At 74.3% G+C, this 15,377-nt stretch carries 9 protein-coding genes and 1 pseudogene; 5 read left to right on the top strand and 5 right to left on the bottom strand.

Translation table 11 applies throughout. The annotated features are described in order from the left end of the window. Positions 1-20: 20 nt before the first annotated feature. Both V2J85_RS06990 and V2J85_RS06985 read right to left on the bottom strand, forming a co-directional pair. The gene (locus tag V2J85_RS06990) at positions 21-1,211 is read right to left on the bottom strand and encodes a lycopene cyclase family protein (RefSeq protein WP_261957747.1); all 1,191 of its coding nucleotides are present in this window, start codon (positions 1,209-1,211) and stop codon (positions 21-23) included. A gap of 177 nt (positions 1,212-1,388) precedes the next feature. Further along, a complete protein-coding gene (locus tag V2J85_RS06985) occupies positions 1,389-2,699 on the bottom strand; it encodes a purine-cytosine permease family protein (RefSeq protein ID WP_261958414.1) in 1,311 nt (436 codons plus the stop codon). Here V2J85_RS06985 and V2J85_RS06980 point away from each other — a divergent pair. Then, a complete protein-coding gene (locus V2J85_RS06980) occupies positions 2,595-3,182 on the top strand; it encodes a TetR/AcrR family transcriptional regulator (RefSeq protein ID WP_419836759.1) in 588 nt (195 codons plus the stop codon). The genes V2J85_RS06985 and V2J85_RS06980 overlap by 105 nt on opposite strands. 86 nt (positions 3,183-3,268) lie before the next feature. Next, positions 3,269-4,893: pseudogene (locus V2J85_RS06975) on the top strand (amidohydrolase). A 25-nt stretch (positions 4,894-4,918) separates the two neighbouring features. Here the strand turns inward: V2J85_RS06975 and V2J85_RS06965 are convergent. Continuing rightward, the gene (locus tag V2J85_RS06965; protein WP_330820933.1) at positions 4,919-8,071 is read right to left on the bottom strand and encodes an AfsR/SARP family transcriptional regulator; all 3,153 of its coding nucleotides are present in this window, start codon (positions 8,069-8,071) and stop codon (positions 4,919-4,921) included. A 171-nt stretch (positions 8,072-8,242) separates the two neighbouring features. Between V2J85_RS06965 and V2J85_RS06960 the strand changes: the two genes are divergently transcribed. Continuing rightward, the gene (locus tag V2J85_RS06960; RefSeq protein WP_261957750.1) at positions 8,243-9,469 is read left to right on the top strand and encodes a cytochrome P450; all 1,227 of its coding nucleotides are present in this window, start codon (positions 8,243-8,245) and stop codon (positions 9,467-9,469) included. Between the two features lie 45 nt (positions 9,470-9,514). Here V2J85_RS06960 and V2J85_RS06955 read toward each other — a convergent pair whose 3' ends face one another. Beyond that, positions 9,515-12,904, bottom strand: coding sequence for a hypothetical protein (locus V2J85_RS06955; protein ID WP_330820932.1), 3,390 nt, complete (start codon positions 12,902-12,904; stop codon positions 9,515-9,517). A gap of 247 nt (positions 12,905-13,151) precedes the next feature. On the opposite strand from V2J85_RS06955, the gene V2J85_RS06950 reads away from it, so the two are divergent. Next, positions 13,152-13,634, top strand: a complete 483-nt coding sequence (locus tag V2J85_RS06950; RefSeq protein WP_261957752.1) for a hypothetical protein — start codon at positions 13,152-13,154, stop codon at positions 13,632-13,634. 100 nt (positions 13,635-13,734) lie between these two features. Here V2J85_RS06950 and V2J85_RS06945 read toward each other — a convergent pair whose 3' ends face one another. After that, entirely contained in the window at positions 13,735-14,187 is a 453-nt protein-coding gene (locus V2J85_RS06945; protein WP_261957753.1) for a peptidoglycan-binding domain-containing protein, read from the bottom strand. A 167-nt stretch (positions 14,188-14,354) separates the two neighbouring features. On the opposite strand from V2J85_RS06945, the gene V2J85_RS06940 reads away from it, so the two are divergent. After that, positions 14,355-15,341 (top strand): ArsR/SmtB family transcription factor, encoded by a 987-nt coding sequence (locus V2J85_RS06940; protein ID WP_330820930.1) that lies wholly within the window; start codon positions 14,355-14,357, stop codon positions 15,339-15,341. The last annotated feature ends 36 nt before the right edge of the window (positions 15,342-15,377 follow it).

The raw sequence follows: 15,377 nt of genomic DNA, 5'->3' as shown, positions 1-15,377 counted from the left end.
TCCCGGGCCGGCCGCCCCGGTCACCACGGGGCCGTCTTCCGGGGCAGCAGCGGGAGTTCGGCGACGGTGCGGAGCATGGGGAGCACGGGGGTGCGCAGCCCGATGGTCAGGTCCTCCCAGAGCCGGGAGCGTCCGTCGAGGAACCGCAGCAGACGCTCGGTGGGCACCGCGCCGAACAGGTCGGTGAAGACCGCCGCGCCGTCCACCCGTCCACTGTCCAGCCCGCGCAGCAGCACGGCGTCCAGCGCCCGGGCCCAGCGGCTGTGCACCGGCGGTGGCGGGGGCGACCCGGGTTGCCGGAGCGCGGCGGCGAGGCCCGCGGTCTGGCGCTGCACCGCGGCGAAGGTGTATCCGGTCGACGGGCGGGTGGCGCCGCCGGCGGTCCCGATGCGGAACACCGAACGCCCCGCCCGGTGCGGAAACCGGCCGTCGGTCATCGGGATGACGCCCTGTTCCGTGCCCGTGATCTCGAACGGGCCGAGCTTGCGCACCTCGTCGGTGTAATGGCGCAACGCCCTTTCGTAGCCGGCGACATCCAGCGGCCGCCGGGAGAACCGGGTGTATTCGACCAGCGCCGTGTGCGGGTCCAGCGGCAGGACGTACCCGAAGGCCAGGCCGTGGGCCGGCTGCGGAACGCGGAAGTCCATCCAGTCCGCCACGGCCGGGTCGAACACCGCTCTCCGCGTACGGACGAACCAGCCCCGGAAGTGCTGCCGCAGCGTGGTCCGGGCGGGCGGGAGCAGGGATCCGGGGCGGGAGTCGAAGACCCAGCGGGACCGCAGCGCCACCGGGCGCCCGGCACCATCACACCCCCGCACCTCGGCGCCGTCGGCGGTGTCGCGCACCGCCGCCACCGTCGCCTCGACGCGCCGCACGGCGGGGTCCCCGGCCAGCCGGGCCTCGACGACGGCGGCGAAATCGCCCGATCGCAGCATCTTGTACCGCAGCGGCGCGGGCCATCCCACCGTCTCCGTGCCGTCGGGACCGTACACCCGCAAGGCGTCCCACACGGCGGTGAGCGCCGGGTCGAACTCGCCGCCGGGCGGCTCCCAGAAGCACCAGGTCCGTTCCGGCGGTGTACGCGGCCCCCGCGGCGCCTCCACCAGCACCACGGTCGGCCGACGTGCCCCGGCACCCGGTGCGCACAGGCGGTAGGCCAGCGACAGCCCCGCCGCTCCCGCCCCGACGATGACCACATCCGCGTCCCGCACACCCGTCCTTCCCTGCCCGGCTGCCGAGCGCCCCACGACGGCGCTCGCCACCGGCGACCGCTGACGCTCACGACGATCCTTCCGCAGCCGGGACCCGGACGACGGCCGCCACGCGCGGCGAGGCGGGGGAATGCTGGGGGTGGGGCCTAGAAGGGGTGCTGACCCATCGGACAGGGCCTAGCGTCCTCGCGGCGGCACGAGCTTGACTCCGAAGCAGTAGAGGGCCGAGGCGACGGCGATGCCGACGGGGAGGGCGAGGTTGATGCCGTGCAGGGCGCGGGCGACGGGGCCGGTGTAGAGGGTGTTCATGCAGAGGGCGGCGCAGGCGGTGCCGCCGATGAGGGCGGTGGCACCCGCCGCGTTCACGCCGCCGGTGTACCAGAAGGGGCTGCCGGGGGTCTCGTCCGTGAGCGCGGGGCCGTCGTAGCGGTTGCGGCGCAGCAGGATGTCGGTGGCGTAGACGGCCATGGTGGGGCCGAGGAGGCCGACGGTCAGCTGGAGGACGTTGCTGACGGTGTCGAGGAAGTTGGAGACCAGCAGCGCGTACAGGGTGAGGGAGACGGAGACGGTGCCGTCGGCGAGCACGCTGACGGAGCGTCGGATGCGCAGGCCGACGGCCTGGAGGGCGAGTCCGGCGCTGTACGCGGTCAGCGCGTTGAGGGCGACGGTGCCGAGGACCAGGGCGAGGAGGAAGAGCGGCACGAACCAGCCGGGGAGGATCTTCTCCAGCGCGTGCTGCGGATCGGTCATGTCGACCGCGGTCGCGGCGAACGCCCCGAGCGAGCAGACGACCACGCTGGGCAGGAAGCCGCCGAAGGCCGTCCACCCCACGATCGCCTTCGGGGACGCGGTGCGCGGCAGATAGCGGGAGAAGTCCGCGCTGGTGGTGTACGACAGCGGGCCCGAGGCGATGAGCGTGACGCCGCCGAGGAGGGCGGCCCACCGGCTCGTGCCGGCGAGCGGCTCGGTGGGGGAGTACGAGAAATCGGTGTGCCGGAGCACGTAGCAGGCGAGGACCGCGAAGACCGCGGTGAGGGCCAGGGTGATCGGGAGGTACAGCTTCATGATCAGGGCGTGGCCGTAGACGCTGATGGTGAGGGTGAGGGCGGCGACGGCGATCACCACGGCGATCTTGACGCCGGTGGTGGTCGGGATGCCGGCCCGTTCGACGAGGGAGAAGGCGGCCGTCGCGGCGGCGGCCAGGTTGAGGGCGAAGTAGCAGACGGAGACCAGCCATCCGGTCACCGCGTTGTTCACCCGGTTTCCGCGGATGCCGTACATCGCCCGCGTGATCACTTCGCTCGGGGCGCCGGCGGCCGGGCCGGACACGGCGAGCAGCCCGGTCAGCAGCCAGAAGAGGACCCGGCCGCCCGGCGCGCGGAGATCGTCGCCGCGGCGGCAGCCGTCGCCCTGACCGAGGGGCTGGAGTGCGTCACCCTCCGCAGAATCGGCGAGGAACTGGACGTCCGGCCCGGCCTGATCAGCCACTACTTCCCGTCGGCCGAGGACCTGGTGGCGGAGGCCTTCGGCCACGCCGCCACCGGCGAGCTGGACAGCCTCGTGCCCGTCGAGCGTCCCGAGGGCAGCCCGCTGCGGCATCTGGCCCGGTTCTTCGCGCAGACGACGGGGGAGCGGTACGACGCCATCAGCCGCCTCTGGCTCAACGCACGCCACCTCAGCCGCAACCGCCCGGTGCTCCGCGACCGGGTCGCCGTGCAGGAGGCCGGATGGCGCGGCCGGCTCTCCGGCCTCCTCCAGGAGGGCGTCGAGCAGGGTGAATTCCACACCGACGACCCGCAATTGACGGCCATTCAGATCCTGGTGGTGCTCGACGGACTCGGAGCCCACGCCAACACCGAAACCGGCAGCCACCCCGAGGCCGTGACCCGCATGGCCATCACCACGGCCGAACGGGAACTCGGCCTGGCCGACGGCGCCCTCACCCGCCCCACCGATGCGTCCGGCGCGTGAGCCCCCGAAAACGCACCGCTCCGCCACCGCACGCCCGGTAGCCCCTGCCCGTACCCTCCCCGCCCTCCCCGTTTTGAGGAGCCGCTGTGCGCACCCCGCTCGTCCTGCTCTCCGCCCGTCTGCTCGACCCGGTCAGCGGTGCCTTCCTGCCGGACACCGCGCTGGCCGTGTCCGACGGGCGGATCGCCTCCCTGGGCGACGACCGCGACATCCGGGCACTCGCCGGCCCCTCGACGACCGTGATCGACCTCAAGGGCGCCGTGGTGACCCCCGGCCTCGTCGACGGGCACCTCCACCCCGTGTCCGGCGCCGAACTCACCCACGGACTGGACCTGTCGGGCTGTACCGACCTGGAGTCGGTACGCGAGGCGCTGGCGCGCGAGGTGCGCCGCCTCGCCCCCGGCGCCTGGCTGCACGGCTGGGGCCTGGACCCCAACGCCTTCGGGGACCGGCCGGTGGAATCCGCCGCCCTCGCCCCCGTGCTCGACGGCGTACCGGCCTTCCTCCTGCTCTTCGACGCCCACTCCGCGCTGGCCAGCGAGCGGGCCCTCGAACTCGCCGGGGTCGACGGCCCGCGGCGCTTCGACCAGGCCGCCGAGGTCGTCTGCGACGACGCGGGCCGGCCCACCGGCCTGCTGCTGGAGGACGCCGCCTGCGAGCTCGTGGAACGCGTCGCCCCGCAGCCCACCCGCGAGGAACGGCGCGCCCGCCTCGCCACCACCCTGCGCGCCATGGCCGCGGCCGGCCTCACCGGCGGCCACGCCATGGACGCGAACGGCGACAGCCTCGCCTTCTACGCCGAACTCGACGCGGCCGGCGAACTGCCGCTGCGCCTGCGGGTCGCGCCGTGGTGCCAGCCCGGTACCGACGCCGCCGGGCTGCGCGCGCTCATCGACGGGCAGGGCGCCGGCGGCACGCTGTGGCGGACCGCGGGTGTCAAGCTCTTCATGGACGGCACCATCGACAACGGCACCGCCTGGCTGGAACGCCCCGACTGCCACGGCGAGTCCACCCACGCCTTCTGGCCGGACCCCGACGCCTACACCCGCGTCATCGGCGAGCTCCACGCGGCCGGAGTGCCCACCGCCACCCACGCCATCGGCGACGCGGCCGTCCGGCACGCCCTCGACGCCGTCGAGAAGGCCCAGGCCGACGGCCGCCGCGGGGTGCGGCACCGGATCGAGCACATCGAGACCGTCCCCGACGACACCCTGCGCCGCTTCGCCCAGCTCGGCGTCATCGCGTCCATGCAGCCCACCCACTGCTGCGACTTCACCCGGGCGCCGACCACACCGACAACTGGTCACGCCGCCTGGGCGAGGAGCGTGCCTCCCGTGCCTGGCGCTGCCGGGACCTGACCGACGCCGGAGCCACCGTCGTCCTCGGCTCGGACTGGCCCATCGCCCCCTACCCGCCACTGGGCGTCCTGGCGGGCGCCCGCCACCGCCGCCCCAGCCGCGACCTCACCCGGCCCCCGCACGGCCCCGACCAGGCACTCACGCCCCTGGAGGCCCTCCAGGGAATGACCGTCAACGCCGCCCGCGCCGCGGGCGAGGAGCACGAGGCCGGGCGGCTCGCCGTCGGCCACCGCGCCGACCTCACCGTCCTCGCCGACGACCCGCTCACCACCCCCGCCACCGACCTGCCCGACCTCCCCGTGCTGCTCACCGTCCTGGACGGCCGCCCGACCCACCGCGACACCAGCCTGTGAGGGCACGTGCGGGCGGTCGCCGCGTTCAGCGAGCCAACGCGACCTCGACCAGCTGAGACCAGCCGGTCCGCGTCCCCTCCCGCGCCGCCTCGGCGAACCCCGCGTCGCCGAGGCGGTGGCGCGCGGTCTGCTCGATCCGGGCCACGTCCGGGTGGGAGCGGTCCGGCAGCCCCCGCATGCCCGCGCTCGCCGCGAGCAGCCGCGCGGCCTGCTCGGGCTCGTCGCGGCGCAGCGCCAGGTCCGCGACCCCGACGAGCACATGCGCGATCACCAGGGGGTATCCCGCCTCGGACGCCGCCTCGCAGGCCGCCGCACGGTGCGTCCGGGCCGTGCCGAGGTCGTCGGCGAGATAGCCGAGCAGATCGTGCCGCACCGCGCGGAAGTCCGGCCGCTCCGCTCCGTCGCCCAATACGGCCGTCACGACGCCGAGTTGCCTGTGCGCCTCCCCGGCGTCGCCGTCCCATCGGGCGAGTTCGGCCTTCGCGAGGGCCAGCTCGGCCAGCGCGTCCGGCCAGGTGACCCGCTCCGCGTAGCGCCGCGCCTCGGCCATGGCGCCCGCGCAGGCGTCCTCGTCGCCCAGCAGGCGGTACAGCCGTGCCTGCTGCGACCGCATGCGGATGACGTCTTCGGCGGCACCGACCTCGGTGACGACCGCGATCGCCTCCTCGAAGTACGCGCACGCACCGGCGAATTCGCCGCGCACGGCGATCCGGCCCGCCAACTCGCTCAGCGCGAACGAGATCCCGAACCGCTCCCCGAGCGCCCGGAACTCGGCCAGCGCCCCCTCCAGGTACGCATCCGCGTCGCGACCGCCCTGGCCGAGCACGATCCGCATCTTGCCCAGCTGCAGCCGGGCCAGCGCGCGCACCCAGGGATCCTCGTTGTCCAGCAGCGGTTCGAACGCCGGCAGGAACGCACCGGGCTCCCGCAGCAGGCGTTCCAGCGCGTCGACGAGCCCCAGCAGCGGGGAGCGACGCCGACTGCGCCGGCCGAACCGGTGCGCCTCGCGGATCCACGCCTCCGCCGCACGCTCGTCGCCCCGCCCATCGCTCACGAACAACACGGCCAGGGCGTACGCCATGGCCCGGACCTCGTCGGTCACCTCGCCGGGCGTCCTGGTGGCCGCGGTGATCAGCTCGATGCCCTCGGCCCGGTGCCCGCCGAGCCACCAGTACCAGCCCGCGCCCGCCGCGAGCCGCATCGCCGCCTGGGCCTCGCCCGCCGTGAGCGCTCCGCGCATCGCCGCACCGATGTTGTCGTGCTCGGCCTCGAGCACGGCCAGCCACTCCAGTTGCTCGGCGCGGCGCAGATGCGGCTCCGCGGTCTCGGTGAGCTCGGTGAAGTAGGCGAGATGCGCCTGGCGCGCCGGGTCCGATTCCCCCGCCTCCGCGAGCCGGTGCCCGGCGTACTCCTTGATCGTGCCGAGCATGCGGTAGCGCGGGGCACGGTCGCCCTCGGCGACCAGCAGCGACTTCTCGGTCAGCGCGGTGAGCAGTTCGAGCACCTGCTCCTGCGCCACCGCGTCGCCCGCGCAGACCCGTTCGGCCGCTTCCAGACTCGCCCCGCCAGAGAACACCGAGAGCCTGCGCAGGACCATCCGCTCGGCGTCGGTGAGCAGCTCCCAGCTCCAGTCGACCACCGCGCGCAGCGTCTTGTGCCGCGGCAACGCGGTGCGGCTGCCGCCGGTCAGCAGGCGGAACCGGTCGTCGAGCCGGTGGGCCAGCTGGTCGAGGGACATGGTGCGCAACCGGGCCGCGGCCAGTTCGATCGCCAGCGGCATCCCGTCCAGCGCCCGGCAGACGCGCACCATCGTCCCCAGTGTGCCGGCGTCGACCGCGCGGTCCCGGCGCACCGCCCCGGCCCGGTCCCGCAGCAGCTGGACGGCGGGTGAGGAGGCGATCTCACCGGGGCCCGCGTCCCCCTCCGGGAGGGCCAGCGGCTCGACCGGCCACAGTGCTTCCCCGGTGATGCCGAGCGGTTCCCGGCTCGTCGCCACGATCCGCAGCCGCCGGCACTCCCCGAGCACCCGGTGGGCGAACACCGCCGCGGACTCGATGACGTGCTCGCAGTTGTCCAGGATCAGCAGCGCCTCCCGCTCGCGGATCGCGGCGATGAGCCGGTCGGTCAACTCCGCGGTCGGGGCCCCGCCGAGCAGGGCGTCCCGGAGGCCGAGCCCGGCGAGCGCCGACTGTGCCACGTCGGCCACGTCCCCGTCCGCGCCGTTGGCGGCGAGCTCCACCAGCCAGGCCCCGTCCGGCAGATCGCCGAGCAGTGTGCGTGCGGTCTCCGTGGCCAGCCTGGTCTTCCCCGAGCCGCCCGGCCCGATCACGGTGGTGAGCCGGTGCTCGCCGATGAGCCCCCGGACCGCGGCGACATCGGCGCCCCTGCCGACGAAGGTGGTCAGCTCGGCGCGCAGATTGGTCTTCGGGGTCTCCGCACACCGCCCCAACTCGCCCCGCAGCAGCGCGACATGCAACGCGGACAGCTCCGGCGAGGGGTCGACGCCCAGCGCGTCGGCCAGGTCGTCCCGCGCGCGCTGGTACACCAGCAGCGCCTCGCTGTCGCGACCGGCCGCGACGAGGGCCCGCATCAGCGCGGCGACCAGCCGTTCCCGCAGCGGGTGCGCGGCCACCAGGTCGGTCAGCTCGGTGACCAGCTCCGCACCGCGCCCGAGGGCCACCTCCGTGTCGACCCGCTCCTCAGTGGCGGTCAGGCGCAACCCCGACAGCCGGCCGACCGCCGCCTCGAACGCGGCGCTGTCCTGCAGACCGACGTCCTGCAGGGCCGCCCCGCGCCACAGTTCGAGGGCCTCCCGCAGCAGTCGCACCCGCTGCGAACTGTCCTCGGTGCGGGCCTGGCCCGCGAGGACGAGGCGTTCGAACCGCACGGCGTCGACGGCGTCGGGCTCCACCCTCAACCGGTAACCGTCCGGCTGCCCCTCGACCACCCCGTCCGGCAGCACCTTCCGCAGCCGGGAAACCAGGCGCTGCAGGGCGTTCGTCGCCTCGGCGGGCGGGTGCTCCCCCCAGATCCAGTCGACGAGCGACGCCTTCGGGACCACGTGACCCGGCGTGAGCGCGAGGGCGATCAGCAGTCCGCGCAACCGCGCGCCCGGCACGTCGACCGAGCCGCCGTCGTCCGTGCGCACCTCCAAGGGCCCCAGCATCCCGATCTGCACCCGCTGATTTTGCCACGGGCCTTGCGGGGGCCTTCAGTTGCTGACGGGCTGAGGGACATCGGTGCCCCTGGCCGACCGCGCCTCCCGCATGATCGGTGTCAGAGCCGTGTCAGTCGGATGTCAGGACCGTCGGCGATCGTGGCCGGAACAACCGCCACGAAAGGAAAACCGATGAGCGAGCCGGTTCCCGTCCCGCACGGCCTCCCCATGGAGCGCGACGCGGGCCCCTTCGACCCGCCCCGTCAGATCACCCGGCTGCGCGAGGCCCGCCCGGTCAGTCCCCTGATTTTCCCCGACGGGCACCAGGGCTGGCTCGTCACCGGCTACGAAGCGGTCCGCCAGCTCATGGCCGACACCCGGTTCAGCTCCCGCCAGGACCTCGGCGTCCTCCACGTGCCGTACGAGACCCCCGGCATGCCCGTCGCGACCGAACCGTCCCCGCAGGTGCCGGGCCTGTTCGTCGCCATGGACCCGCCGGACCACACCCGGCTGCGGCGCAAGCTCACCGGCGCCTTCACCGTCAAGCGCATGAAGCAGCTCGAAGAGCACATCGTCGACATCACCGAGCGGCAACTGGACGAGATGGCGCGCCTCGCCCCGCCGGTCGACCTGGTCAAGGAGTTCGCGCTGCCGGTGCCCTCGCTGGTGATCTGCGAACTGCTCGGTGTCCCCTACGCGGACCGGGAGACCTTCCAGGTCAACACCGCCACGTTCATGGAAAAGGAGGTGCCGCTCGACGAGAAGATGGCCGCGTACGGCGCGATCACCACGTACCTGGCCGAACTCGTCACGGGTAAACGCGCCGAGCCCGGCGAGGACATCCTGTCCGACCTGGCCCGCGATGACGACCTCAGCATCGAGGAGCTGACCGGCATCGCCTTCCTGCTGCTGCTCGCGGGCCACGAGACGACCGCCAACATGCTGTCACTGGGCACCTTCGCGCTCCTGCAACACCCCGAGCAGAGGGCCGAACTGCGCGCCGACCCGGACCTGATGCCCGGCGCCGTCGAGGAACTCATGCGCTACCTGTCCGTCGCCGACATCTTCTACCGCTACGCCACGGAGGACCTCGAACTCGGCGGTGAAACGATCGGCAAGGGGTCGACCGTCGTCGTCTCGCTGCTGGCCGCCAACCACGACCCCGAGCGCTTCGAGAACCCCGACACCCTGGACGTCCACCGCAAGGCCCGCGGTCATCTGTCCTTCGGCCACGGCGTCCACCAGTGCCTCGGTCAGCAACTGGCCCGCATCGAGATGCGCGCCGGTTTCGACGGACTGCTGCGCCGCTTCCCGACCCTCGAACTCGCCATCCCGGCCGACGAGGTGAAACTCAGGACCGACATGAACATCTACGGCGTCCACGAACTGCCGGTCACCTGGACGGAATCGCCGCGGTAGGGCCGGCGGGCGGCGGCACGCGTGGCGACGGCCGCCGCACCCCTGTCATTCCGTTTCCGTCACCGTCCGGTGTGCTTGATGGCGTACGTCAGGGTGCGGATGCCTGCGCAGGAAGCGCAGGAGGGTCCGCCATTCCTCGGGCCAGCCGAGCCTGCCGCCGGTTCCGGTTGCCAGTTCGGCCGCCAGCAGGCCGGGGATGGCGCCGCCGTCGCGGGCCAGCTCATCGGCCGCGGCCAGCAGAGCGCTGATGCGCTGCGGGTCTGCGCCGGCTGTCCGGGAGGCGTGGAGCCGGCCGGCGGTGTGCAGGGTGACGCCGACGCCGGCGTCCTGAAGGGCGGCCGCCAGGTCCCGCAGGCGGGGGAGGAGCGCGGCCGGTTCGGTGGTGCGGTCGACCAGTCTGTGGAGCAGATCGGCGCGTTCGGCCACGAGCAGGGGTTCCGACGCCAGTTGCCCGGCGAGCGCCGCGAGCATCTCGGGCCGCTCGGACTGGTTCGAGCTCGGGGTCACCAGGGTGCGGAGCCGCTGCAGGGCCGGCAGGTCGCGGTCCGGCAGGGCGTCGCAGCCGCCGTCGGGCGTGTGCATCGCGGCGAGCAGCTTCGCCACCGCGCCGTGGAGCACGCTGCCCGGATCCGCACCGCCCACGGGGTGCGGAAGTTCCGATGCGGCCACCTCGCGCAGGACCCAGGCCGCGTATCGCCAGTGGGCCCGGTTGCCCAGATCGCAGACCGTTCCGGAGAGCCGGCCGGCGACCTCGGGGGCGTAGCGGGACCACGCGCCCAGGGCGTGCAGTGTGCCGTAGGTCGCGTAGCCGTCGACGGCCGCCAGACACGCGTCGTACGCGGCGCCGACCACGGCGGCGTACCCCGTGCGATGGCTGTGGGCCAGCTCCCAGGGAGTGACCCGTAGGAGGGCGTCGAGCACGGGCGGGGCGTCGTCGCGTGCGGCGTCGTGGAGGACGCGCCAGGCGGCGGGCACGTCGAGCAGCGGCGGCAGGGCGCGGACGACGGCGGCCCGTACGTCAGGGTGGCGGTCGGGGGCGTCGAAGGCCCGTGCCAGCAGGGACACCGCTTGTCGCGGTGGCAGGAAACGGGCCGCGAGCCGTACCGCCTCCTTGCGGGAGGTCACCTTCGCCACCCGCTCCCCGTCCAGCAACTCGCCCAGCTCCAGGGCGAGTTCGGAAGGGGTGGCGAAGCGGGCGGCGCGGGTCGCCGCGTGGACCGCGACCCGTGCCCGGTCACTGCCGGCCTGCTCCAGCAGCACCGGCAGGACCTCGTGGGGCCGGTCGGTCCAGGGCAGCGCGCCGAGCGCCGCCTCGGCGACGACCACGTCCCCGTCGTCGGCGTGCCGCATCGCCAGCGCACGTCCCAGTTCGGGGATCCGCGCGGCGGCCCGGACCGCGGCGGCGCGCTCGTCCAGCGGCAGGGAGCGGTCCGCGGCGGCCTGCCCGGCGAGCCGTGCCGCGGCCCGCTGCTGGCGGGGCAGCCAGCGGTCGCTGTCGCCGAGATCCGGCAGCGGGCGCCGGGCACCGCGCACCAGGAAGCGGCCGCAGGGCGGGGCGTCGTCGAGCAGTGCGTCGAGCAGGTCCGTACGCCGTCGGGCCAGGACCCGTCGTACGGGTGGGAGGACGACCGCCGAGGGTTCGAGCGCGACGATCCGGGCCACCCGCTCGTCGCGGGTGGCCGGTGCGGCAAGCCACCGCTCCGCGGCCGCCGCGAACGTCTCGTCGTCGCCCCGTTCCAGGGCCGTGACCAGCATGTCCTGCAGCCCGGGCAGCCGCCGGGCCCGCGGTCCCAGCGCATCGGCCAGCGCCAACAGCAGCCGGAAGTCCGCGCGTTGGGCGGCCGCCGCCAGCCACGGGCGCAGTGCGTCGAACAGCTGGTGCTCCTGGCCGCGGCGCAGGACCCGGTGCAGCGGGCCGAAGTCGGGGACGCCGACCCGGCCCACCAGGCCCTCCAGGGTGCGCAGCGCCCAATCGGGCAGGGCCGAGTCGGCGTCGGTGGCGTGCTCGACCAGCAGGCGTGCGGCGAGCGCCCGCACCGCCGCCCGGCTGTAGGCGGAACTGTCCCGCGCCTCCAGGGCGTCGACGGCGATCGAGTCCAGCAGCGCGGCGTCATCGGAGTGGAACAGCCGGGCGGGTACGGCCTCCAGCGCCTCCAGCGCCGCGGCGCGCACCGGATCCCGTTCATTGCGCAGGCGCCGCATCGCGGTCAGCAACTCGGTGAGCGCCTGGCGGCCCCCGTCCCGGGCGACGCATTCCACCAGGAGCGGCCAGGCGGCGGCCCGGTCCTCCGCACTGGACCGGCGGAGCCCGGCGAGCAGTGCGGGCCGCGCCTCGTCGAGCGGGCCGTGGGCGAGGGTGTCCAGGTTCTCCCACCAGTTGGTGCTGCCCGTGAACTCGGCTGCCGCCCGCCGCACCTCCGCCCAGCGCCGTTCGCGGGGCAGCAGATCGAGGACGGCCAGGGCAGGATCCCCGGGTGTGCCGCCGGCGGTGACGGCGTCGAGGAAGGCGGGGCGCCGTCCGGGGGCCATGGCCTTGACCAAGGCGGTGAAGTGCCCGCTGCGGCCCAGCCAGAGGCGGCCGAGTACGGGCAGCGACGCCGGCGCGGCCCGCACCAGCCTGCGCAGCACTCCCGGCGGCGGTACCGGCTCATGGCGCTGCGGATGCCGGTCGGGGGAGGTCAGCCAGCGGACCACCCGCTCGGCGTCGGCGTCGACCAGTGGGCCGAGGCCGGTGTGCAGTGCGCGCGGCAGGCTCTCGGGCCCGTACCGTTCCAGCAGCGTCAGCACCCGCTCGGGGCGGAGCGGCGCGAGCACGGCGACCGCCGCGGCGTGCAGACGCCACCAGTCCTCCCGCTGCCCTTCGCCGGCCCGTTCGGCCAGGGCGGCTTCGGCATGGTCCAGCACCGGGTCGGGATGCCGGCGCGCGAGTCCCGTCCAGCCGCCGACGGCGTGCGCGAGCTCGGGGAGGTGTCGCGCGACGAACGGGGTGGAACAGGCCGGCAGCAGCCGCGCGGCCTCGGCGTCGCCCCAGTCCGCGCGCAGCCGCACCGCCAGCCGTTCGGCGAGCGCGGTGCGTCCGCCGGCGGCGAGCAGGCGTGCCAGCCGGTGCCGCAGCACGGCCGGCGCCCCGTCGTACGCGGCCTCCACCGCCTCGTCCGGTACGGGCAGCAGACGGGCGGCGCGCAGGGCGTAACCGGCGACGACCGGGTCGGGATCGGCGAGCCGCCCGGCGAGGAAGTCGGCATCCTCCCCGGCGAGGGCGGCCAGCGCGGCGAGCCGCCGCTCGTACGGCCCCCGCGTGTCCAATTCGGCGAGCAGCGGGGCGAGTCGGCCCTCCTCCGCCAGCCGATGGGCCGTCCTCGCGGTGCGGGAGAGGCGGGCGGGGAACGGCAGCGGTTCGAGTGCGGAGAGCAACTGCTCCGCGGTGGTCGGCATGCGCGCATTGTGCCGGGAATGATTCGCGCGTGCGATCGAATATCCGGGTGCGCGCCCGTATCCGGGACAGGGCAGCCGCATCCCGGCCCGGGGCCCGTATCCGGGACAGGGTGGGCCGCCTCCCGGCCCGAGGCCCGTATCCGGGACAGGGCGGGCCGCATCCCGGACGACCGCCCTGCGCACCGGCCCCGCCCTGCGTAGCGTTCGTGCCGAGGAGAACCGACCGAACCGGGCCAGGTGGCGAGCGATGAACGACCGGGACAGCCAGGCGGACGGCCTGCGCGTACGCACGGGTGCCGAACACCCCGACGCCGTGGAGGCGGGGAGGACCGGTGCACGGGCAGCCGAGTTGCGCGTGGCGCTCGACGGCATCCGGAGCATCCGCCGGCTGACCAACTCCGGTCCCGAGCCAGAGGCGCGTCCGGCCGAGTGGGAGCGGCGCCGGCTGCTGCGCACGGTGAGTCTGCTCCTGGAGGCCGACGGGATCGCGCCGTCAGCCGTCGGCGAGGACGGCGAACCGGTGCGGACCGGCTACCGTGCGGGGGAAGGGGAGCGGGTGGGGCTGGTGGTGGTGCGGTGGGTCGGGCCGCGCGGCAGTGGTGCCCGCTACCAGGAGCGGGAGAGCCTCCTGCGGTGCCGGGCGGTACTGTGCGACTGGGGCTTCGAGGCCCTGGAAGTCCGCGGCCCGGGCGGCCGCCGCCACCTGGAGGTCGAGGCCGGCCCCGGGTGAGGCCGGACGCCGACCCGGGCGGGACCTCCCTGGGGAGACCCGCCCGGGCGGCACGGCTCAAGGGATCCGGACACCCGGCAGCGAGCGTCGGACCGGGACCTCAGAGGGAGTTGGCATACCGCGCGAACGCGGCCCGGGTCCCCGCTCCGACGACTCCGTCGATCCCACCGGCGTAGCCCCAGTTGCTCTTGAGCCAGCGCTGCAGGGCCTTGATCGTCTCGCGTCCCACCTTCCCGTCGATCGGGCCGGTGTAATGCCAGTACTTCTTGAGGAAGCGCTGCATCGCCTTCCAGCTGTCGGTGCCCAACTTCCCGTCGATCGCGCCGCTGTACCCCCAGTATTGCTTCAGCACGACCTGCAGCTTCTTGGCCTGGCCGGTGCTCAGGCCGAGGTTCACCACCGCGAGCGGGACGACTGCCGAGGCGCTCACCGCCGGCTGCGGAGCCGGCGCGGATGCCGCGAAGCCGACGTTCGCGCCGGCCAGGCTCCCGGCGCCGATCCCGACCACGGCAAGAGCGCTGACGAGTGTCCTCACCACCACATTCGGTCGCATGTGTTCCCCCTTCTCGACACCCCCGGGCCGCACGGCGCAGCCGCGGGGGTCTGTTGGTTGGCGGGTATGAGGCTCCCCGTTCCGCCGAACTGCCGCGATGCTTTCAGCGACGGCTGAATCGTTCGAGCGACGGCCGACGCGTTCACAGGCATCCACGGGGGGCTGTCGTGTTGCGAGTCCACTGCACGGTCGACGATCTGCTCAGGGTGACGGTCGCCGACCGGCCGGCGCCGCTGGTGGAGCTCGGCTTGGCCTTCGAGATGCTGCAACGTCGCGATCCGCACCCGGTGTTCAGGCCGTGGCGGCAACGGGTGGCCCGCACCCTCCCGCGGCCGGCGCGGCCCGTCCTGCAGTTGGTCTCCCCGCTCGGCGCCGGGCCGCTGTTCCTGGACCCGCCCAGCCCCGACCTCGAAGAGGGCATGGATCAGATCTTCTCCACGCCCGCTCCCCAGGTCGGCACCGAACTGCGCCGGATGTGCGCGATCGACCGCCCGCTCACCCCGTGGGTGCGGCAGCTCGCCGACCACGACCGGGAGGCCTGGCAGGTCCTCGGGACGGCCGTCCGCGCCGCCCACTCCAGCGTGATAGCCGAGGCATGGCCCCGCATCCTGGCCGGCTTCCACGCCGAGACGGCCTGGCGCTCCCGCATCCTCGCCCAGCAGGGACTGCGTGCCGCCCTGACCGGTCTGGCGCCGTCCACCCGCTGGCGCGGTACGACCCTGGAGGCGGAGTTCCCGCGCGACCTCGACCTCACCCTGTGCGGGCGCGGGATCATCCTGCGGCCGTCGCTGTTCTGGGCCGACCACCTCCTGGTCGCGCCCCAGCCCGACGGACGGCTCCTGTTGATCTACCCGGCCCTCACTCCGCTGCCGCTGCGGGACACCTCGCCGTCCGGTGACCCGCTCACCGCCCTCGTCGGCAGTACCCGGGCGCAGGCCCTACGACTACTCGTCCAGCAGCACACCACGACCGATCTCGCCCGCGAACTCGCCGTCAGCCCGGCCGCCGCATCGATGCAGACCAAGATCCTCCGCGAGGCCGGACTGATCGTCTCCCAACGGGACGGCAAGGCCGTGTGGCACTGGTGCACACCCCTGGGCCTGGACCTCCTCGCCCACGGCGGCACAGCAGCTCGCAGGGATGGGGCGTACTAGTGCCGCGTCAGGCAACGTTCGCCCTGACGACGACCT

Source organism: Streptomyces bugieae (assembly GCF_036352915.1).
In the GTDB taxonomy this organism is placed as follows: domain Bacteria; phylum Actinomycetota; class Actinomycetes; order Streptomycetales; family Streptomycetaceae; genus Streptomyces; species Streptomyces endophytica.
This window is presented reverse-complemented; position numbering and strand designations above follow the sequence as displayed.